The organism is Amylibacter marinus (genome assembly GCF_030160015.1).
Lineage (GTDB): Bacteria > Pseudomonadota > Alphaproteobacteria > Rhodobacterales > Rhodobacteraceae > Amylibacter > Amylibacter marinus.
This window is the reverse complement of the sequence record NZ_BSNN01000002.1, coordinates 161,820-181,175: the sequence shown is the minus strand read 5'-3', so window position 1 is coordinate 181,175 and position 19,356 is coordinate 161,820. Positions and strand designations below refer to the sequence as shown.

At 52.3% G+C, this 19,356-nt stretch carries 22 protein-coding genes and 1 tRNA gene; 10 read left to right on the top strand and 13 right to left on the bottom strand.

The genetic code is table 11. The annotated features are described in order from the left end of the window. Window positions 1–38: 38 nt before the first annotated feature. The 3 genes from fabG to QQL62_RS01640 all read right to left on the bottom strand — a co-directional run bounded on the left by fabG (window position 39) and on the right by QQL62_RS01640 (window position 2,084). Window positions 39–776 (bottom strand): 3-oxoacyl-[acyl-carrier-protein] reductase, encoded by a 738-nt coding sequence (gene fabG / locus QQL62_RS01650; protein WP_284375549.1) that lies wholly within the window; start codon window positions 774–776, stop codon window positions 39–41. Window positions 777–780: 4 nt separating this feature from the next. Beyond that, complete coding sequence (gene fabD, locus QQL62_RS01645; RefSeq protein ID WP_284375547.1) at window positions 781–1,719, bottom strand: ACP S-malonyltransferase; 939 nt, start codon at window positions 1,717–1,719, stop codon at window positions 781–783. 170 nt (window positions 1,720–1,889) lie between these two features. Beyond that, the gene (locus QQL62_RS01640; protein WP_431355738.1) at window positions 1,890–2,084 is read right to left on the bottom strand and encodes a hypothetical protein; all 195 of its coding nucleotides are present in this window, start codon (window positions 2,082–2,084) and stop codon (window positions 1,890–1,892) included. A 337-nt stretch (window positions 2,085–2,421) separates the two neighbouring features. Here QQL62_RS01640 and rpsF point away from each other — a divergent pair, with 337 nt between their 5' ends. The 5 genes from rpsF to QQL62_RS01615 all read left to right on the top strand — a co-directional run bounded on the left by rpsF (window position 2,422) and on the right by QQL62_RS01615 (window position 5,849). After that, window positions 2,422–2,781: a 30S ribosomal protein S6 gene (gene rpsF / locus QQL62_RS01635; RefSeq protein WP_284375545.1), complete on the top strand. Its 360-nt coding sequence runs from the start codon at window positions 2,422–2,424 to the stop codon at window positions 2,779–2,781. A 16-nt stretch (window positions 2,782–2,797) separates the two neighbouring features. Further along, window positions 2,798–3,025: a 30S ribosomal protein S18 gene (gene rpsR / locus QQL62_RS01630; protein WP_284375543.1), complete on the top strand. Its 228-nt coding sequence runs from the start codon at window positions 2,798–2,800 to the stop codon at window positions 3,023–3,025. Between the two features lie 10 nt (window positions 3,026–3,035). Further along, on the top strand, window positions 3,036–3,647 hold the full coding sequence (gene rplI / locus QQL62_RS01625) for a 50S ribosomal protein L9 (RefSeq protein ID WP_284375541.1): 612 nt from the start codon (window positions 3,036–3,038) through the stop codon (window positions 3,645–3,647). Window positions 3,648–3,798: 151 nt separating this feature from the next. After that, complete coding sequence (locus tag QQL62_RS01620) at window positions 3,799–4,341, top strand: tetratricopeptide repeat protein (protein ID WP_284375539.1); 543 nt, start codon at window positions 3,799–3,801, stop codon at window positions 4,339–4,341. A gap of 131 nt (window positions 4,342–4,472) precedes the next feature. Then, on the top strand, window positions 4,473–5,849 hold the full coding sequence (locus QQL62_RS01615; protein WP_284375537.1) for an aminotransferase family protein: 1,377 nt from the start codon (window positions 4,473–4,475) through the stop codon (window positions 5,847–5,849). Window positions 5,850–5,979: 130 nt separating this feature from the next. Here QQL62_RS01615 and QQL62_RS01610 read toward each other — a convergent pair. Both QQL62_RS01610 and ypfJ read right to left on the bottom strand, forming a co-directional pair. Further along, window positions 5,980–6,064 (bottom strand) — tRNA-Leu (locus QQL62_RS01610). A 98-nt stretch (window positions 6,065–6,162) separates the two neighbouring features. Further along, on the bottom strand, window positions 6,163–7,023 hold the full coding sequence (gene ypfJ / locus QQL62_RS01605) for a KPN_02809 family neutral zinc metallopeptidase (RefSeq protein WP_284375535.1): 861 nt from the start codon (window positions 7,021–7,023) through the stop codon (window positions 6,163–6,165). A 115-nt stretch (window positions 7,024–7,138) separates the two neighbouring features. Between ypfJ and QQL62_RS01600 the strand changes: the two genes are divergently transcribed. Continuing rightward, complete coding sequence (locus QQL62_RS01600; protein WP_284375533.1) at window positions 7,139–7,717, top strand: YqaA family protein; 579 nt, start codon at window positions 7,139–7,141, stop codon at window positions 7,715–7,717. Next, the gene (locus QQL62_RS01595; RefSeq protein ID WP_284375530.1) at window positions 7,714–8,178 is read left to right on the top strand and encodes a disulfide bond formation protein B; all 465 of its coding nucleotides are present in this window, start codon (window positions 7,714–7,716) and stop codon (window positions 8,176–8,178) included. Before QQL62_RS01600 ends, QQL62_RS01595 begins: the two co-directional genes overlap by 4 nt. Here QQL62_RS01595 and QQL62_RS01590 read toward each other — a convergent pair. The 5 genes from QQL62_RS01590 to QQL62_RS01570 form a co-directional block, all read right to left on the bottom strand. Next, a complete protein-coding gene (locus QQL62_RS01590) occupies window positions 8,175–8,759 on the bottom strand; it encodes an HNH endonuclease (RefSeq protein ID WP_284375528.1) in 585 nt (194 codons plus the stop codon). The genes QQL62_RS01595 and QQL62_RS01590 overlap by 4 nt on opposite strands. 122 nt (window positions 8,760–8,881) lie before the next feature. Next, entirely contained in the window at window positions 8,882–9,532 is a 651-nt protein-coding gene (locus QQL62_RS01585) for an alpha/beta hydrolase (protein WP_284375526.1), read from the bottom strand. Window positions 9,533–9,534: 2 nt separating this feature from the next. After that, window positions 9,535–10,161, bottom strand: a complete 627-nt coding sequence (locus QQL62_RS01580; protein WP_284375524.1) for a DNA-3-methyladenine glycosylase family protein — start codon at window positions 10,159–10,161, stop codon at window positions 9,535–9,537. Beyond that, the gene (locus QQL62_RS01575; protein WP_284375522.1) at window positions 10,154–10,909 is read right to left on the bottom strand and encodes a cobalt-precorrin-6A reductase; all 756 of its coding nucleotides are present in this window, start codon (window positions 10,907–10,909) and stop codon (window positions 10,154–10,156) included. Before QQL62_RS01575 ends, QQL62_RS01580 begins: the two co-directional genes overlap by 8 nt. Next, a complete protein-coding gene (locus QQL62_RS01570; RefSeq protein WP_284377170.1) occupies window positions 10,902–11,951 on the bottom strand; it encodes a cobalt-precorrin-5B (C(1))-methyltransferase in 1,050 nt (349 codons plus the stop codon). Before QQL62_RS01570 ends, QQL62_RS01575 begins: the two co-directional genes overlap by 8 nt. Window positions 11,952–12,047: 96 nt before the next feature. On the opposite strand from QQL62_RS01570, the gene cobA reads away from it, so the two are divergent. The 3 genes from cobA to QQL62_RS01555 are packed head-to-tail and all read left to right on the top strand — an operon-like array spanning window position 12,048 to window position 15,380. After that, window positions 12,048–12,902, top strand: coding sequence for a uroporphyrinogen-III C-methyltransferase (gene cobA / locus QQL62_RS01565; RefSeq protein WP_284375519.1), 855 nt, complete (start codon window positions 12,048–12,050; stop codon window positions 12,900–12,902). After that, a complete protein-coding gene (locus QQL62_RS01560; RefSeq protein WP_284375516.1) occupies window positions 12,899–14,194 on the top strand; it encodes a cobyrinic acid a,c-diamide synthase CobB in 1,296 nt (431 codons plus the stop codon). Before cobA ends, QQL62_RS01560 begins: the two co-directional genes overlap by 4 nt. After that, window positions 14,169–15,380, top strand: a complete 1,212-nt coding sequence (locus QQL62_RS01555) for an MFS transporter (protein ID WP_284375514.1) — start codon at window positions 14,169–14,171, stop codon at window positions 15,378–15,380. The genes QQL62_RS01560 and QQL62_RS01555 overlap by 26 nt, the downstream gene beginning before the upstream one ends. A gap of 3 nt (window positions 15,381–15,383) precedes the next feature. Here the strand turns inward: QQL62_RS01555 and QQL62_RS01550 are convergent, their stop codons facing one another. The 3 genes from QQL62_RS01550 to cysS are packed head-to-tail and all read right to left on the bottom strand — an operon-like array spanning window position 15,384 to window position 19,140. After that, complete coding sequence (locus tag QQL62_RS01550; protein ID WP_284375512.1) at window positions 15,384–16,148, bottom strand: phytoene/squalene synthase family protein; 765 nt, start codon at window positions 16,146–16,148, stop codon at window positions 15,384–15,386. Beyond that, window positions 16,148–17,770, bottom strand: a complete 1,623-nt coding sequence (gene cimA / locus QQL62_RS01545) for a citramalate synthase (protein ID WP_284375509.1) — start codon at window positions 17,768–17,770, stop codon at window positions 16,148–16,150. The genes QQL62_RS01550 and cimA overlap by 1 nt, the downstream gene beginning before the upstream one ends. Beyond that, entirely contained in the window at window positions 17,767–19,140 is a 1,374-nt protein-coding gene (cysS, locus tag QQL62_RS01540; protein ID WP_284375507.1) for a cysteine--tRNA ligase, read from the bottom strand. Before cysS ends, cimA begins: the two co-directional genes overlap by 4 nt. Window positions 19,141–19,356: the final 216 nt, after the last annotated feature.

Here is a 19,356-nt window from a genome sequence, read left to right as displayed (position 1 = left end):
TAGGGGGCATTGCCCCCTAACTGTTCATAAAACGATCGTTAGATCATCGCCATGCCACCGTTCACATGCAGGGTTTGCCCGGTGATATAGCTGGCCTCATCAGAGGCCAGAAATGCCACGGATGCTGCGATCTCCTCGGGGTTACCCATGCGGCCCTGCGGGATGTTTACCAAAAGCTTGTCGCGTACACTGTCTTGCAGTTCTGCGGTCATTGCTGTTTCGATAAACCCAGGTGCCAGACAGTTGGCGGTGATGCCGCGCGCCGCTATTTCTTGGGCATAGGACTTGGTCATGCCAATCATGCCTGCCTTGGATGCCGCATAATTCACCTGCCCAGCATTACCCGTGACACCAACAATGGATGTGATATTGATAATTCGCCCCCAGCGTTGCTTCATCATGGGGCGCATCACTGATTTCATCAACCGCATGGTCGATGTCAAATTCACATCCAAAACGCTCTGCCACTCTTCATCCGACATGCGCATAAACAGGTTATCGCGGGTGATCCCTGCATTGTTCACCAGAATATCCAGCCCGCCCATCGCATCAGAGGCCTGACCAGCCAAGGCAGCTACCGCATCTGCATCCCCTAGGTTACAGGGCGTTACAAAAGCACGCTCTCCCAGCTCTGCTGCTAATTCCTGCAATGGGCCAACACGCGTCCCAGACAAGGCCACATTCGCGCCTTGCGCATGCAATGCCTTGGCAATCGCACCACCAATACCGCCAGATGCACCAGTAACCAGCGCAGATTTTCCTGTTAAATCAAACATCATTTTATCCCAACTTTTCTACAGCAGCGGCAATTCCTGCCGCATCACCTACCGCATTCACGGCAATTTCACGATCGATACGGCGCACCATCCCAGACAGGGCTTTGCCCGCCCCAATTTCAAATACTTCGGTTACCTCTTGCGCGCCCATAAATTCAACACTTTCGCGCCACCGCACAGATCCGGTGACCTGCTCCACCAACAACGCCTTTATCTGATCTGCATCACTTAGCGCAGACGCTCGCACATTGGCAATCAGCGGCACCTTAGGGGTGTTAAGTGTTACGCTGGCCAGCGCCTCTGCCATGGCATCAGCGGCGGGTTGCATCAATGCACAATGAAAGGGTGCAGATACCGGCAGCATCAGCGCGCGCTTTGCTCCGGCCTCTTTGGCCAATACTGTTGCGCGCTCGACTGCCTCTTTATTCCCAGAAACAACAACCTGCGTTGGATCGTTGTCATTGGCCGCCTGACAGGTCTGCCCCTGTGCTGCCTGATCCGCGATCTCTGCCACGGTATCAAACCCAAGGCCTAGAACGGCCGCCATTGCGCCAACACCTACGGGTACGGCTGCCTGCATGGCGTTGCCACGCACCCGTAACAAACGCGCCGTATCACCCAAGCTAAGCGCACCCGCGGCACAAAGCGCGGAATACTCGCCCAAAGAATGCCCCGCTACAAAATCAGCGGACGTAACATCAACGCCTTCGGCATTCAGCGCCGCCATTGCCGCCATGCTGGTGGCCATCAAAGCGGGTTGCGCATTATGGGTGAGAGTAAGGTCTTCTTGAGCACCATCCCAAATCAAACCGCTTAATGACTCGCCTAAACTATCGTCAACTTCTTGGAATACGGCCTTTGCGGCTGGAAAGTTGTCGGCTAAATCTTTGCCCATGCCAATGGTTTGCGCACCTTGGCCAGGAAATATAAATGCTCTTTTCATATCAAACTCTGGTTATTTCTGTTCACCCTTTCTATGCGCCACAAACCCGCGCGTAAAGCGATTTGCCCACCCCCAAATCTATAGGGTCTCGTTTTGGCAAAATTTTGGGCCATGCATAGAAAAAACGCCCCACAAAGAGGCGCTGAATTCACATCACAGAAAGAGATATGCTAGTTGCTAGATATTGGGTTGTTGATCGCGCTTGAAACCTTGTCTTGCAAAGACTGCGCAGGAATTACAAAAGAATCCATAACCAGCCCAGTTAGCACGACTACACCAGCAGTCAGAACCACCCAATCCACGGTTACTGCACCGGCCTCGTTCATCAAGAACTGATTTTTGAATTTTTGTACCATACTCATCATCGGAACTACCTCTTTGTGCAGGTTTTACTACCACGCCTTAATATGCGTCAATCAATATGGCCAAAATGTGACCAGCGTATGGCTTAATCTAAGCAATTAACCATAATACCCCCAAAAACAGCGTTTTATCCACAAGTATTAATTAGAATTTATCTTAACATCCCATTATCACTGATCACAGGGCGTTTACTGGCAAATCAGTCTCTACTTGCATGTTTTGCGCGCTCGCGTATAAGGCCCCTTACTTTCGCAAGTTTTTCAAACGCGAATGCCTCTCGTATACGGTCGCGAAAGTATACCCCCGTATGGTGAAGCACGCTTTAAAAAGGAATATGATATGGCGCTCTACGAGCACGTATTTATTGCGCGTCAGGACTTGTCCAACGCACAGGCTGAAGGTTTGATCGAACACTTCAGCGCAGTTCTTAGCGACAACGAAGGTAAAGTTGTTGATCAAGAATACTGGGGCCTAAAAACAATGGCCTATAAAATTAACAAAAACCGCAAGGGCCACTATGCCTTCTTGAAATCAGATGCGCCCTCTGCAGCTGTTCAAGAAATGGAGCGCCTTATGCGCCTTCATGACGATGTAATGCGCGTCATGACAATCCGTGTTGATGAGCATGAAGAAGGCCCATCTGTAGTAATCCAAGCGAAATCGGCGAAAGAAGAACGCCGTCGCGAACGTGAACGTTAAGAAAGGGACCTAAACCATGGCAAACAAACCATTTTTCCGCCGTCGCAAGTCCTGCCCATTCTCAGGTGAAAACGCACCAAAGATTGATTACAAGGACACGAAATTGTTGCAACGCTTTATTTCAGAGCGCGGCAAAATCGTACCATCACGTATCACCGCAGTATCTGCTAAGAAACAACGCGAACTTGCTAAGGCAATCAAACGCGCACGCTTCCTAGCACTTCTGCCCTACGCAGTGAAGTAAGGGGAACATCATGGACGTTATCCTACTAGAACGCGTAGCAAAGCTAGGCCAAATGGGCGATGTGGTTTCTGTGAAGCAAGGCTTTGCACGTAACTACCTATTGCCTCAGGGCAAAGCATTGCGCGCAACCGATGCCAACAAGATGGTATTCGAAGGCCAAAAAGCCCAACTAGAAGCCAAGAACCTGGAAACCCAAAAAGAAGCAACCGCTGTTGCTGAAAAATTGGATGGCCAACAGTTCGTTGTGATTCGCTCTGCGTCTGACGCTGGTGCATTGTATGGCTCTGTAACCAACCGTGACGCGGCTGATGCTGCAACCGAAGCTGGCTTTACTGTTGATAAAAAGCAAATCGTACTTGTTGCCCCGATCAAAGAATTGGGCCTTCACGAAGTAACCGTTGCACTTCATCCAGAAGTAACCTGCTCTATCCAGTTGAACGTTGCCCGTTCAACAGAAGAAGCCGAACTTCAGGCCTCTGGCAAATCAATTCAAGAATTGGCCGCCGAAGCAGAAGCAGAAGCAGAATTCGAAATTGCTGAATTGTTCGACGACATCGGTTCTGCCGCTGCCCTAGACGAAGATGGCAACGAATTGATCAAAGAAGAGAAAGAAGAAGAGTAATCTTCACAACTCTTGCAAGATTTTAAAGGCCTGCGCAGAAATGTGCGGGCCTTTTCACATCTCATTCTAGCTCGCAATCTAAAAACACTTGTCCCTGTGATATCTGGCGTTAAGCTTTCACCCATTATAGCCGCTATTTCAGGAGACCAGTATGAAGCCCACCACATTGCTTTGCGTCCTAACGATCAGCTGTTTTCCCAGCGCCACTCTGGCCGCAGGATCCAGCACCCCAACCCCACCAGAGCCAACCGAAACCACGACCCATTGCGAAGATGGTCAAATCTGGGATGCAGAAACAGAAACTTGTATAGAGCCCGATAAGGAAACGGGCCTATCTGATGATCTGATCTACCAAAATGCCCGCGAATTTGCCTATGACGGGCAATACAAAAACGCGCTAAAATTGCTCAATCTAGCCTCGAACCAATCTGATCCACGAATTTTGAACTACAAAGGTTTTGTAAACCGCAAGTCAGGCAACATGGAAAAGGCCCTACAATATTACCAGCGTGCGTTAGAAATAAGCCCTAAGTATAATCTTGCGCGCAGCTACTATGGCCAAGCTTTGGTTACCATTGGCAAAACCGATGCCGCCCGCCAGCAACTGGCACTGATCGCCCAAAACAACGGAATTGGGTCTTGGCCCCACACAGCCCTCGCACAGACTTTATCAGGGCCTTTCGCGATTTATTAACCCGCGCTACGCTGATGCGATCTTGCTCGCGCAAACCTTTGATCATTTTACGACATGACATGTCGAATAAATTGACGACAAATTTCTGATATATGCCAAGCTCTTGTTAAACCGTTAACAGGAGCAACCCTATGGATTATTCAACTCGTAACGACCTAGAACACATTGTTGAAGCCGATCGTCGCAACGTATGGCACCATTTGGTTCAACACAAACCCTTCGAATCTCAGATCGACCCACGCATAATTGTCGAGGGTAAAGGCATGCGCGTTTGGGATCAAAAAGGCAGCGAATTTCTTGATGCCGTGTCTGGTGGTGTATGGACCGTGAATGTCGGCTACGGCCGCACCGAAATCGCCGATGCGGTGCGCGATCAACTGGTCAAGATGAATTATTTCGCAGGCTCCGCAGGGTCTATTCCCTCGTCTATCTTTTCTGAAATGCTGTTGGATAAAATGCCCGGCCTTAGCCGCATCTATTTTTCCAATTCTGGATCAGAGGCCAATGAAAAAGTCTATAAAATGGTGCGTCAGATCAGCCATAAACACCACGGTGGCAAAAAATCCAAAATCCTATACCGCGCGCGCGACTACCATGGTACCACAATCACCAATCTATCGGCAGGTGGACAACAAGAGCGCAACGCCCAATACGGCCCATACACGCCAGGATTTGTAGAAATCCCGCACTGCCTCGAGTACCACTCACAATATGAGGGCGGCGACTATACAAAAAATTCCCTTGATGCGATCGAGGCGATCATTTTGCGCGAAGGCCCCGAAACCATTGGTTCGATGGTGCTGGAACCAGTAACCGCAGGAGGGGGCGTTATCACCCCGCCAGAGGGCTATTGGGAAGGTGTACAAGCCCTGTGTAAAAAATACGAAATCCTGCTGCATATAGACGAGGTTGTTTGTGGCATTGGGCGCACAGGCACATGGTTTGGCTACCAGCACTATGGCATCAAGCCTGATTTTGTAACCATGGCCAAGGGCGTCGCCTCGGGGTATGCCGCTATTTCCTGTACCGTAACGACAGAAGCGGTCTTTGACATGTTCAAAGACGCAGACGATCCGATGGGCTACTTCCGCGATATCTCTACTTTTGGGGGCTGTACTGCTGGCCCTACCGCCGCCATCGAGAACATGAAAATCATCGAATCCGAAAACCTGCTTCAGAATACAACTGAAATGGGCGAATACCTGATGGGTAAATTGGCCGAATTACAGGACAAGCACGCCTGCATCGGCGATATCCGTGGCAAGGGGCTATTTTGTGGCGTAGAGTTGGTCGCAGACCGCGATAGCCGCACTCCCGCCCCCGAGGCCCAGGTCCAAGCCGTGGTCGGGAACTGTATGGCCCAAGGTGTGATCATCGGCGCGACCAATCGCTCGGTTCCAGGATACAACAACACCATATGCCTTTCACCTGCGCTGATCTCTACCAAGGATGATTTGGATCAAATCGCCGATGCAATAAATCGTGCCCTAGGCGAGATCTTCGCCTAAGGCCTGCGGCATCGCATCAGCCAATAATCAGCACCAAAATTGCAAAGGCCCCTCGGGGCTTTTGTCATTTGTAACAGCACGTTATGCCAACAAAAAAGCGCCCTGCGAATGCAGAGCGCTTTTTTGTTTGTGGTACCCGAGGCCGGACTTGAACCGGCACTCCGTGAGGAAACGGATTTTGAATCCGTCGCGTCTACCAATTCCGCCACTCGGGCTCAGTACACATGGGCGATGTACCCGTATGGCACTGTGCCGTCAACCAGATTTCGCACAAAAGTCACAAAATAATCTGACTTTCTAGCCACCGTCTGCCCTATAGCTGTTGCGCAGCAAAAGTATCACATTGTCCCATCTCGGCGGATTGATATCCTCGCGCAAACCACCGCTGTCTTTGCTCGGATGTACCATGGGTATAGGTATGAGGTTGTGGACGTTTGCCAGCATTGCGTTGCAGGGTATCATCCCCAATCCGCTTGGCTGCGTTCATAGCCTCTTCGATATCACCGGATTCAATCACCCCAAGGCGCTCGGCGCTAAATCGCGCCCAAATCCCCGCAAAACAATCGGCCTGCAACTCGATCATCACAGATACCAGATTTGAATCGCGTGCTGACATAGATTTGCGTGCCCTGTTTGCCTTGGTTAGAACGCCCAGTTCATTTTGCACATGATGTGCTACCTCGTGGCCTACAACATAGGCGGCGGCAAAATCACCCTTAGCGCCCAGTCGATTAGACAATGTGGTGAAAAAATCTGTGTCCAAATAGACCTTGCGATCCGCAGGGCAATAAAATGGCCCGGTTGCCCCTGATGCACTGCCACAAGGGGACTGCGTAACCCCCTTGAACAATACCAATGTTGTGGGGCGGTAGGCTTTGCCAACCTGCTTGGGGAAGACCGCGTGCCAGACCTCTTCGGTATAACCAAGAGCGGCCGAGACAAAGGCCCCAGCTTCTTTATCTTTCTGGCTCATTTCACCACCAGCGCTACTGCGCACCGTTGTGTTGGATTGATTGCTTAGCAGAGAGGATACGTCCACATCGAAAAAATACCCAATGCCCAAAACAACAACCAGTCCGAGAATTCCCATACCGCCGCCAGCCCGCGCTTTGTTACCGCCGCTGGATCTGCGATCTTCGATATTGCGGCTACCCCGCGCATTGCGCCATTTCATCGGCTTCTCCTTGGTTTCTTTGGGCCAGACTATGCCCGCCCCTGATCCCATGCAAGTCATTGCCCTTGACCATTCCTGAATTCCCTGCTTTGTGGGGTGAAAAAGGCAAGTTCCCATGCTCAGAAAACTCTACGATTGGACGCTCTCCTTTTCAGACAGCCGCTATGCATTGCTGGCACTTGGCTTTATCGCCTTTATCGAGAGCTCTGTTTTCCCAATTCCCCCACATGTGCTGATGATTCCGATTATTATTGCATCCCCTAATCGCGCCTTTCTGGTGGCCACGATTGTAACACTAGGGTCTGTTTCTGGGGGGGCTCTGGGGTATTTCATCGGGGCGCAATTGTTCGACACCCTTGGGCAACCAATCCTAGAATTTTACCACAAGACCGAAAACTTCGAGGCCTTTAAAATCCGTTTTAACGCACAGGGTCACTGGGCTGTTCTGATCGCAGGTCTAACCCCCTTCCCCTATAAGGTAATCACCATCACATCGGGTGTAACGGGTATGAATTTCGCCGCCTTTATGCTGTGGTCTTTGATTGCACGCGCGACAATCTTTTTCGTAATCGCGGGATTGTTATGGAAATTCGGCCTGCCTATTCGGGATTTCATTGAAAAACGCTTAGGATTGATGTTTACCCTGTTTTGTATCCTTCTACTTGGTGGCTTCATTTTGGTGAAACTCTTATGAAACCTTTGAAATTAATCGGGTTGGCAACGCTTGGCTCTATTGCCCTACTGGGGGGTGCCTATGCGTTTCAACACATTGGCGGCCTCGCGCCATGCAAAATGTGCCTCTGGCAACGCTGGCCGCATGCCGCAGCCATTGGTATCGGGATTGTTGCACTGGCATTGCGTGAAACCGGATTGGCCTTGCTTGGGGCTATAGCCGCCTTGGCGACAGCCGCAGTTGGGCTTTACCATGCCGGTGTAGAGCAAAAATGGTGGCAAGGCCCCAATACATGCACCTCGTCCAGCAATGACGGTCTAACAACTTCGGAGTTGTTTGATAAGATCATGGCGGCACCGATCACGCGCTGTGATGAGATAGCTTGGGACTTCCTTGGTCTTTCGATGGCAGGTTGGAACGGTGTTCTCAGCGCCGCATTGGCAGGCATTTGGTTACTGGCCTTTCTCAAACGCCCAACCTAGGCCTCTAGTTCAGCATCCCAGTACAGAAAATCCGTCCAGCTTTCGTGCATATAGTTGGGCGGGAATTTGCGCCCCGCATTCATCAGCTCGTTTGGGCTTGGCTGTTTAGCAGGGCGCATCAATTGCATGCCCGCTTGGCGCACAGATCTTGAACCTTTGCGCAGATTACAGGGGCTACAAGAGGCTACAACATTCTGCCATGTGGTTTTGCCCCCCCGTGCGCGTGGCACAACATGATCAAAGGTCATCTCGCCAGAGCAACCACAATACTGACAGGTAAACTCATCGCGTAAAAACAGATTAAACCGCGTGAAGGCCGCTGATTTTTCCATCTTCACAAAGTCCCGCAATACAATAACCGAGGGGATTCTAATTTCAGTCGAGGGCGAATGCACAACGGTATCGTATTCCGATACCACATCCACACGCCCTAGATAGGCCGCCTTTACCGCATCTTGCCAAGACCAAAGCGATAGCGGAAAATAGGACAACGGACGATAATCCGCATTCAGGACAAGGGCCGGATTTTGTTTAAGGCGGCTTGGCGATCTGACAAAGTTATCAGAGAATTCGGTGTTCATGGTGCACTCTATTCCTGTTCTGACGATTTAAATCACCGGAACGGGAACATCCCGTCCCAATCACCAAAAACTATATATAGACTACAAAAACAAACAACCCCCTAGATAGAGTTATATTTTCGTTACAAAACCTGCTTTATAAAGGCCAGAGCTTGGCTTAGCCCATCGGGCGCAATCCCATGCGCAGTATTGGGGGAAGTATGGGTATAGGTGGGCACATCCAGCGCCGCCAACACATCCGCAGCCTTGGCCATCTCGGCGTAGGGCACCACATCATCGGCATCTCCATGCACTAATAACACAGGCGATCTATGCTTGATCTCTTGTTCCAAATCTTGAGGGTTGCGCAACAATCCCGAGAATCCGACCACCCCCGCCAAGGCCTCTGCGCGGCGCGGTGCCACATGCAGGCTCATCATTGTGCCTTGAGAAAATCCAACCAAGACGGTGCGCTGCGGTGCTATCTTGGTACTTTCGGCCAATTCATCCAAAAATTCATCGAGTGCACCAACAGCGGTCTGCATCCCCGCGATCGCCGCCTCTTCGCTGGATCCATCCATTCGCGGAATCGGAAACCACTGATACCCCATCGGATTGACGGAACATCTGCTGGGCGCATCAGGGGATACAAACACCGTATTGGGCAGGTAATCCGCCAACGGATCAGCCAAGCCCAACAAATCTTTGCCATCTGCGCCAAACCCATGCAGAAAAACAACCAAGCTATCGGCTGTGCCTGATTTCGGTTCTTTTCGATACGAGGTGAGTGTCATGCTTAAATTCCTTCGCGTGATTTGATCTGTTTGTAATAGGCCCAAAGAATGCGCGCCGCAACGCCGCGCCACGGAGACCATTTTAGGGCCAGTTCGCGCATTTGCCTCTCGCTGGGGCGCGCATTCAAACCATACATATGGCGCGTTGCCTCCTGTAACGCCAGATCCCCATGGGCAAAAACATCCGCACGCCCAAGTGAAAACATCGCATAGATTTCGGCGCTCCACGTTCCGATACCTTTGATTTCTATCAACCGCGCGATCACATCCGTGCTGGGTAGAGAGCGCAGCGCGCCATAATCAATATCGCTATCCGCTAAGCCAATTGCATAGCGCACCTTAGGCCGTGATAGGCCACAGGCCCGCAACTCTGCTTCGCTGGCTCGCGCCACGCCCCCCTGTGTAGAAAGGCCCGCACCTTCTAATCGCGCCCAGATGCTTTGTGCTGAGGCCAGTGATACTTGTTGCCCTACAATCGCTTTGAGCACCGCTTCGAAGCCATCGCCGCGCAATCGCAAGGGGATTTCATCTAGTTGAGGCACTACTTCCTGGAATTCAGGATGATTGGCGCAGAGGTACCCCGCGCCCTCGGCGATACAGCCCTGCGAGGTGATACAGCGTTCATCCATTCGACCCTTGCTCCTTGATCCACCCCAATGCCGCGCGTACCGTTGATACGGTTCTTACCGATGGTATGCTCTTGCGGCGATACATCGCGACAGGCAGGTTCAGCTGACGTGCCGCATCCAATTTTGCCCGCCCCCCATCGCCACCAGCATTTTTAACCACCAGCCAATCCACATTCTCCCGCCGTAGAAAATCAACCTCTTCCTCCAGACTAAAAGGCGGGGTGCCAATGGCATATTTGCCATTTTCAAAAGGGAAAGGACCAATTGGCCCATCGATCACACGGCATATTAGCCGTCGCCCCTGCAAAATATGGTAATCCATCAAGGTTTGCCGCCCCGTGCCCAAGAACACCACATGTCCCTCGGGGATCAAGGCAGGTAACTCTGAAACATCGTCAATCATGTGCCACTGGTCTTGGCTTTGTGCTGTCCACGGTGCGCGCTGTAACATCAGGTAGGGAATATTTTGCTCGCTGCACAGGCTTGCCGCTGTTTGGCTCATCTGTACCGCAAAGGGATGCGTGGCATCTAATACCCAAGATATCTTTTGCGCGCTCAGATAGGCCTTAAACCCCGCCGCACCGCCAAAGCCACCGGTGCGTGTGGGTAAATGCAGCGTTTGTGGGCGGCGCGTAACCCCTGCCATAGACGCGATTGCCCTGATCTCCTGCGACGCCAACAAATGGCAAATCTCGCGTGCCTCTGACGTACCGGCCAGAACCAGACCTGCGCCCATGTCCCTATTCATCAGCAGACCGTGCCAAAACAGTGCCCGCCCGATCAATCACCACCGTATCGATGGCAATCTGCGCACCACCCAACTGTCTCTCAACAGCCTGTCTAGCATGATCTGCGATAGCCTGTGCTAGTTCGGGCCCTGCCAGTTGATAGGCTTCTAATGTGGTATTCGCCTGTGATACATCCACAGGGCACCATTGATTCAAATGCGCGAAATCCACCTGACTACGCGCGGAATGCAAATCAACGGCACCCTGCGCCAATTTCGCCATCTTTCCAATTCCACCGCCAATGGTGACGTTGGCGATCGGGTTCTTGCGCAAGTATTTTAGCATCCCACCTGCGAAATCGCCCATATCCAGCATTGCAAATTCCGGTAATCCATATAGCTCTTGAACCACCTTTTCCGAGGTGGCACCCGTACATCCGGCCACATGCACCACGCCCTCGGCGCGGGCCACGTCTATGCCACGATGAATAGAGGCGATCCAAGCGGCACAGCTAAAGGGGCGTACAATTCCTGTGGTTCCCAGAACCGATAGACCGCCAATGATTCCCAATCGTCCATTCCACGTTTTCTTGGCAATCTCAGCGCCATTTGGGATGGAAATTTCAATCTGAACATTAGGTGAAGTATTAAATGCAGAGCATTGTTCTAAAACAATATTTCTCATCATTTCTCGCGGCTTTGGGTTGATCGCCGCCTCGCCAATTGCCAATGGCAATCCAGCCTTGGTAACCGTCCCCACGCCCTCACCCGCCCGAAATTCAATCCCATCATCCCCCATGCAAACGCGCGAAATAATCAATGCGCCATGGGTAACATCCGGATCATCCCCTGCGTCTTTTATGATTCCAACCTCGGCCCAACCCTTCCCATATGCGCTGTGTGCAACATCGAATTTCGGGCATTCCCCACGTGGCAATTCTATGGTTACGGTTTTGGGGGTTTCCCCACCCCACAGCGCCTGCAAGGCGGCCTTGGTTGCCGCTGTTGCGCAGGCGCCTGTGGTCCAGCCACGGCGCAATTCCCCTGTTGGTTTGCGTGTCATGCGACAGACTATAGGGATGATTTTCTCTGACGCCAACGGTGATATTTTCGACGCTTCTGGCTCGCCATTCTGCCCGACATCCTGCATAACACAGATATGGAACATACGAATCTTCTCCCCGCTCATGAATGGCCCACGCTTGATCAGGGTTGGGTTTGGCTGTGCGGCGCAGGCCCTGGTGATCCCGGGTTGCTGACCCTGCACGCCCTAAACGCCCTTCGCCAAGCAGATGTTATCGTCTATGATGCATTGGTTGGCCCTAAGATATTAGAATGGGCCTCTGACAGCGCGGAACTGATTTATGCTGGGAAACGCGGGGGTAAACCGTCCGCAAAACAGCGCGATATATCCCTGCAATTGGTGGATTTGGCTCAGGCGGGTCGTCGCGTTCTGCGCCTAAAGGGGGGCGACCCATTCGTTTTTGGGCGTGGCGGCGAAGAGGCGCAAACATTGGTACAGCATGGCATTCCCATCCGTATTATTCCCGGCATCTCGGCTGGAATTGGCGGATTGGCCTATGCTGGCATTCCGGTTACCCACCGCGACGTAAACCAATCGGTTACTTTCGTGACGGGCCATGATCAGAACGGCAATACCCCCAGCTCGTTAAATTGGTCAGCAATTTCCCAAGGTAGCCAAGTTTTGGTTATCTATATGGGCATCAAACATATATCGCGTATCGCAGATGCCCTATTGGCGGCAGGACGCGCGGCAGACGAGCCCGTTGCCCTTGTCAGTAACGCCACAACCCCAGATCAACAGGTCCTAGAAACAACCCTGGGCACGCTAGAGACAGATGTCGAGAAATCAGCCTTTGAACCCCCTGCAATCATCTGTGTCGGGCGTTCGGTTCTCATGCGCCAAGTGCTCGATTGGCAAGGTATGATCATCGGCACCCCTCCGCGCAATCTTGACCCCTTGGGCCGTGGCCGCCCCGCAGAGGCGACGTGAGCCAGACCAGCGGCATAATCATATCCGCACCATCATCAGCTAGCGGCAAAACAACTGTGACGCTTGGCCTGTTGCGCGCGCTCAACATTCGCGGCCAGAGAGTGCGATCCGCCAAAAGCGGCCCAGATTACATTGACCCAAGGTTTCACATGGCCGCTTCTGATGGTACATGTATAAATCTGGATGCATGGGCCATGAGCCCCCCCCGCATCCAATCCCTAGCCCAAGGAAATGTTCCCCTAATTGTCGAAGGTGCGATGGGCTTGTTTGATGGTGCCCCGCCAATTGGTCAAGGTTCAACCGCAAACTTGGCCCGAATTTTAAACCTACCGGTGGTCTTGGTGTTGGATGTGGCGTCACAAGCGCAATCGGTGGCGGCCGTTGCCGCGGGCTTTGCCAATCATGATCCGGCGGTGAAAATAGCAGGGCTTATTCTCAACAAGGTCGGTAGCCCTCGACACGAGACAATGCTACGTCGCGCGCTTGAACCTCTGGAAATTCCAGTTTTGGGCGCTCTTTATCGTACGAAGACTCTGAATATGCCTTCGCGCCATTTAGGTTTGGTACAGGCGGCGGAACACGCTGACCTCGATTTGTTTTTAAATCAGGCGGCGCGTTTGGTGTCTGATGCAGTTGATTTAGACGCGCTTATGGCCCTGATGCAGCCTACCAAATGCGCAGATGTTGCGCAGCCCCCCCTTGCGCCCCCAGCGCAAAATATTGCGGTGGCATCAGATGCGGCCTTTGCCTTTGCCTACCCGCATATCTTGCGTGATTGGCGCGACGCTGGCGCCACTCTTTCGTTTTTTTCCCCATTGGCGGATCAAGCACCGGTTCCGGATGCAGACCTTGTCTTTTTACCCGGTGGTTATCCTGAATTGCATGCGGCGCGCCTTGCCAGCAATTCTGCCTTCCTAAGTGGCGTACGTAACGCTGCCTCCGTTTATGGCGAATGCGGGGGCTATATGGCTATGGGGCAGGGTTTGATCGATGCGGATGGAACCCGCCATCAGATGCTTGGCCTGCTTGATCTAGAAACCAGCTTCGAAACAAGAAAACTACATCTAGGGTATCGCAGATTATCACCATATGGGTTTTGGCAAGGTGATTTGATGGGGCACGAGTTCCATTATGCAACAACCCTGCGCGCCCGCGGTCAGCCGCTGTTTGCGGCCAAAGATGCAGAAAATTCAAGTTTGGGCGATATTGGCTTGATAAACGGACATTATGCAGGCAGTTTCGCCCACATAATCGACAGGCAATCCCATGACAGCACTGACACCAACCGCTAAACGAAACCTTATTCTATTGGTCTGCGCTCAGGCCTTTCTTGGGGCGCAAATGCCCATGATATTTGTGGTGGCGGGTCTTGCAGGGCAATCGATGGCATCCAATATTTGCTGGGCGACCTTGCCGATTTCACTGATTGTATTTGGATCGATGACCACCGCACCATGGTTGGCCAATGTCATGCAAAAATTGGGTCGGAAGGCTGGTTTTTTAATTGGCGCATTGGGGGGCGTGATCGGGGCCATTCTCTGCGCCTATGCACTGCATATCAATTCATTTAGCCTGTTTTTACTGGGGTCATACTTCACCGGTATCTATATGTCGGCACAAGGTTTTTTCCGATTTGCCGCCGTTGACAGCGTCACAGAATCCTTTCGTCCCAAGGCCATCTCTTATGTGATGGCGGGGGGGCTGATTTCAGCGGTATTTGGGCCTCAACTTGTCAAGCTGACAGCAGAAATGTTTGTTGTCCCGTTTCTGGGGGTTTATTTGGCAGTTGTTATGATCAATCTTTTGGGGGCTGGTCTGTTTATGCTTCTTGATATCCCGCGACCTGCGGCACCAAAACACGATGCCCTACCCAGCCGATCTCGCCTAGAGCTATTGAAAACTCCACGCATTGCAGTGGCCATAATTTGTGGCATGGTCTCGTATGCCCTGATGAATTTGGTGATGACATCAACGCCTTTGGCCGTAGTCGGCTGTGGATACACGCAAAATCACGCGGCGGATGTGGTGATGGCCCATGTTCTTGGCATGTTTGTCCCCAGCTTTTTCACCGGTCACTTGATTGCCAGATATGGATCAGAACGCATCGTGTTTTTGGGGTTGATGATCTTGGCCCTAGCCGGTGTTGCCGATCTAGCGGGCGTTGCCCTTGCTAATTTTTATACAGGGCTCATCTTGCTGGGCATCGGGTGGAATTTTGGATTTATTGGCGCCACATCGATGCTGGCCAGCGCCCACCGCCCCGAAGAACAAGGGGCTGTGCAAGGGATGAATGACTTCTTTGTCTTTGGCTTTGTAACCCTTGCGTCACTTGCCTCTGGGGGATTGATGAATTGTTCGGGTGGCACACCAATCGAGGGTTGGACAGCGGTTAACCTTGCGATGATCCCGTTTATATTGATCGCCTCTGGCGCCTTGTTCTGGCTATCGCGGATTAATGCGGCACAGCCCAGCACCTAGGCGTTAATAGCGCCCCAAGAACACCTTGCTTATCAGGCGCATTTTTGTCCCAAAGGGCGAGAAGTGTAAATCATCTGTGGATACAGATGCGGGGTCTTTTAACACACGCCGCAGAACCGGGCGCGCCATCCATGCCGCACGATAGGCGGGGAATACCCGCCTGTCACGGCTTGCGCCTGCGTCCAGCGCCCCCAACGCACGCTTGGCCAAGCGCGCGATGGCCACCCCACGCCCATCAATCAGCGGGGTTTTCTGCGCATTCTCCAGCGCCGGTATCGCACGAAATAGCCGCGCAATACCGTCTCCATAGCCGAACTCTATGGCCTTATCTAAATCGCATCCGCCAAGCGTGCAGGCGCATAGCGCCATCAAGTTGCCCGCCGTTGCGCGCATATAATCCTCAAACGCAAAGGCATCAGCATGGGGGTCAGCATATATATCCCACTTGCGCGCAGAGATTAATTGCTGAAACAGCTCTTTCGGCAAGGAATGTTGCTTGATCACATCCGCCAATGGGGTGACCACCTGATGCCCTTTAGGTATTTGGCCTGCGTAAATCTCGTCGATTGCATCCAGCCACCATTGCAGACGCATTTCTGCAATTAATGCCTCTTTGGTAACCCAAGGTGCACGCACGATTTCTAGATTAAAGGCATACAGAACAAGCAAAGATCCCCGCTGGTCGACAGGTGCGCTCATCGCAGAGAGAAAACGATCCGGATCTCCGCGTTGTACCGCAGCGGCGCAGGCTTGAACCAATTCTGGCATCAAACAGCCATGGCGCCATCACGGATCAGCTTCCAATAGATGGCATCCAACAGGGCCTCGAAACTGGCATCCACGATATTGGCCGAGACCCCCACAGTTGACCAACGCTGCCCAGCGCTATCTTGGCTGTCGATAACCACGCGGGTTACCGCATCTGTACCACTGCCGGTTATGCGTACCTTAAAATCCACCAACCGCATGTCGTCTATATATTGTTGATACGGGCCTAAGTCCTTGGCCAGGGCGCGACTCAGTGCATTCACTGGCCCTTGGTCGCCTGCCTCCTGATCCATGCTTTCTGATACGGACAACAGTTTCTCTTTGCCGATTTTGGCCACGACCACGGCCTCGGAAACCGAAACCATCTTGTCATATTTGTTTTTGCGCCGCTCTACGGTTACCCGATACCGCTTTACCTCGAAAAAGTTCGGCATCTGCCCCAGAATTTTGCGCGCCAAGATTTCAAAGGAGGCCTGTGCACTATCATAGGCATAGCCTTGGTCTTCGCGTTCCTTGATCTGCGTTAGAATTTCCGCCAACCGAGGATCGCCTTTTTCCACGCTAAGCCCCGCGTCGGCCAGACGCTTTCGCAGGTTGCTCTGTCCTGCTTGGTTCGACATCGGAATTATACGCGCATTTCCCACCAGCGCGGGATCCACATGTTCGTATGTGCTGGGGTCTTTCAGAATTGCCGATGCATGCAGGCCCGCCTTATGTGCGAAGGCCGACCCGCCTACATAGGCCGCTGTTTTATTTGGCACGCGATTTAGAATATCATCCAACATTCTGGACAGGCTGGTCAGTTGATCCAGTTTATCAGAGGTAACGCCACAGCAATACTTTTCTGCATAGGGCTGTTTCAGTAGCAAGGTAGGGATAAGGGTCACCAGATTAGCGTTGCCGCAGCGCTCTCCTAACCCATTCAGCGTGCCTTGGATTTGGCGCGCACCAGCATCGATTGCCGCCAGTGAATTTGCCACCGCATGCTCTGTGTCGTTATGGGTATGGATGCCCAAATGATCCCCTGGGATGCCGGCGCCAATGGCGGCTAGGGTCGCCTCTTTCACTGCATCAGGCAAAGCCCCGCCATTGGTATCACACAGAACAACCCAACGCGCACCCGCCTCATAGGCCGCCTTTGCGGTTTTCAATGCATAATCGGGATTGGCCCGATACCCATCAAAGAAATGCTCACAGTCAAACAGCGCCTCACGGCCCTGTGCCACAATATGCTGAATGCTGGCGCGGATGTTCTCTAGGTTTTCATCCAGCGTTATGTTCAGCGCCTTTGTCACATGGTAGTCATGGGATTTTCCCACCAAACATACCGCAGGTGTTTTGGCATTCAGAACCGCGGCCAAGACATCGTCGTTCTCGGCAGATCGCCCTGCCCGCTTGGTCATGCCAAAGGCCGTGAAGGTGGCGCTTAGGTTAGGCGCGGCGTCAAAAAAATCACTGTCCGTTGGGTTTGCTCCGGGCCAACCGCCCTCGACATAATCTATGCCCAGCGCATCCAATGCCTTGGCAATGCGTGTTTTATCCGCCGCCGAGAAATCAACCCCTTGGGTCTGTTGCCCATCACGCAGCGTGGTATCGTAGAGGTAGATACGTTCACGGGTCATAATAGGCCCTCCAATAATTCAACATTGAAGCCTGCAGTGGGCACCAATTCAACCCCTGCCTTGCTCATCTGAACCTCTAATCCGGCGGTTATATAGGCTTGCTTTAGGCGATCTACTTCGGAAAAATCCTTGGTCTGCATTGCGCTGGTTCTGGCATCAGAAATCAAGGCCACATAGGCAGATAAATCCACATCACCACCAGTATCAACCCAGTCGCCCATAGATGGGGCAAGTAATCCCAGCAAAGACGCCGAGGCCCTAAGCCCCTCAATATCCCCCCGCTTTGCCAGCTCGTGCAAGGCCGCAATCGCACCGGGTGTATTTAGATCATCTGCCATCGCAGACAGAACCGAAGGCGCAATCTCTGCCGAAGCCTTGGCCCCATCACACAGCGCACGCCATTTACGCAGGGTCGCCTCGGCCTCTTGGCGTTTTCTTTCCGTCCAATCCATAGGTTTGGAATAATGCGTACCAAGGAAAACAAAGCGGATTACCTCGCCCGGCACCCCCTGATCCAATAGATCGCGCACGGTGAAGAAGTTGCCCAGAGATTTGGACATTTTTTTGCCCTCGACCTGTAGCATTTCGTTGTGCATCCAGACTTGTGCGAAACTGTCTTCACCACAGCAGGCCTTGGACTGGGCAATTTCATTCTCATGATGGGGAAATTGCAAATCCAAGCCCCCACCATGGATATCAAACCGCGCGCCCAAGATATCGCGCGCCATCGCGGAACACTCGATGTGCCAGCCAGGGCGCCCACTGCCCCATGGGCTATCCCAGCTGGGGTCACCCTTGCCCGATGGTTTCCACAAGACGAAATCCATCGGATCTTCTTTGTAGGGGGCCACCTCGACGCGTGCACCTGCGATCATATCGTCAACCGAACGCCCAGACAGAGACCCGTAGTTTTCATACGCGCGTACACGAAACAATACATGCCCTTCGGCAGCATAGGCATGACCCTTGTCAATCAGCTCGGCGATCATATCAATCATCTGCGTGATGTAATCGGTGGCACGCGGGGCATGGTCTGGCTCTAGCGCGCCCAAGGCCCCCATATCATCCAAATACCACTGAATGGTCTCATCTGTGATATCGCGAATTGCGCGGCCTGTTTCGGTGGCGCGCTTGTTGATTTTATCGTCCACATCGGTGAAATTGCGTGCATAGGTTACCTGATCCCCCCCATACACATGGCGCAACAGACGGTATAGTAAATCAAACACCACAACAGGGCGCGCATTGCCAATATGTGCGCGATCGTAAACCGTGGGCCCACAAACATACATACGCACGTCGTTTTGATCCAAAGGGGTAAAAACCTCCTTAGAGCGGGACTTGGTGTTATATAGCTTTATCTCTGTCATGGCTCTCTCGCGCGTTTCCCCGCGGGCCTAGCACTGTTTATTTGTTTTGGAAATAAAAGAACCGCCCGCGATGCTATCAGCAGGCTAAAATGATGCAAATTGTGCAATTTGTTCGGTTCATAGGTAATTCCTAAACATTCCCCCAGCACAAGACAAGACTGCACAAAGGCCACAGATAGAAAAACCCCTGTGCGGGGGCTTGAATTTGGCTACATT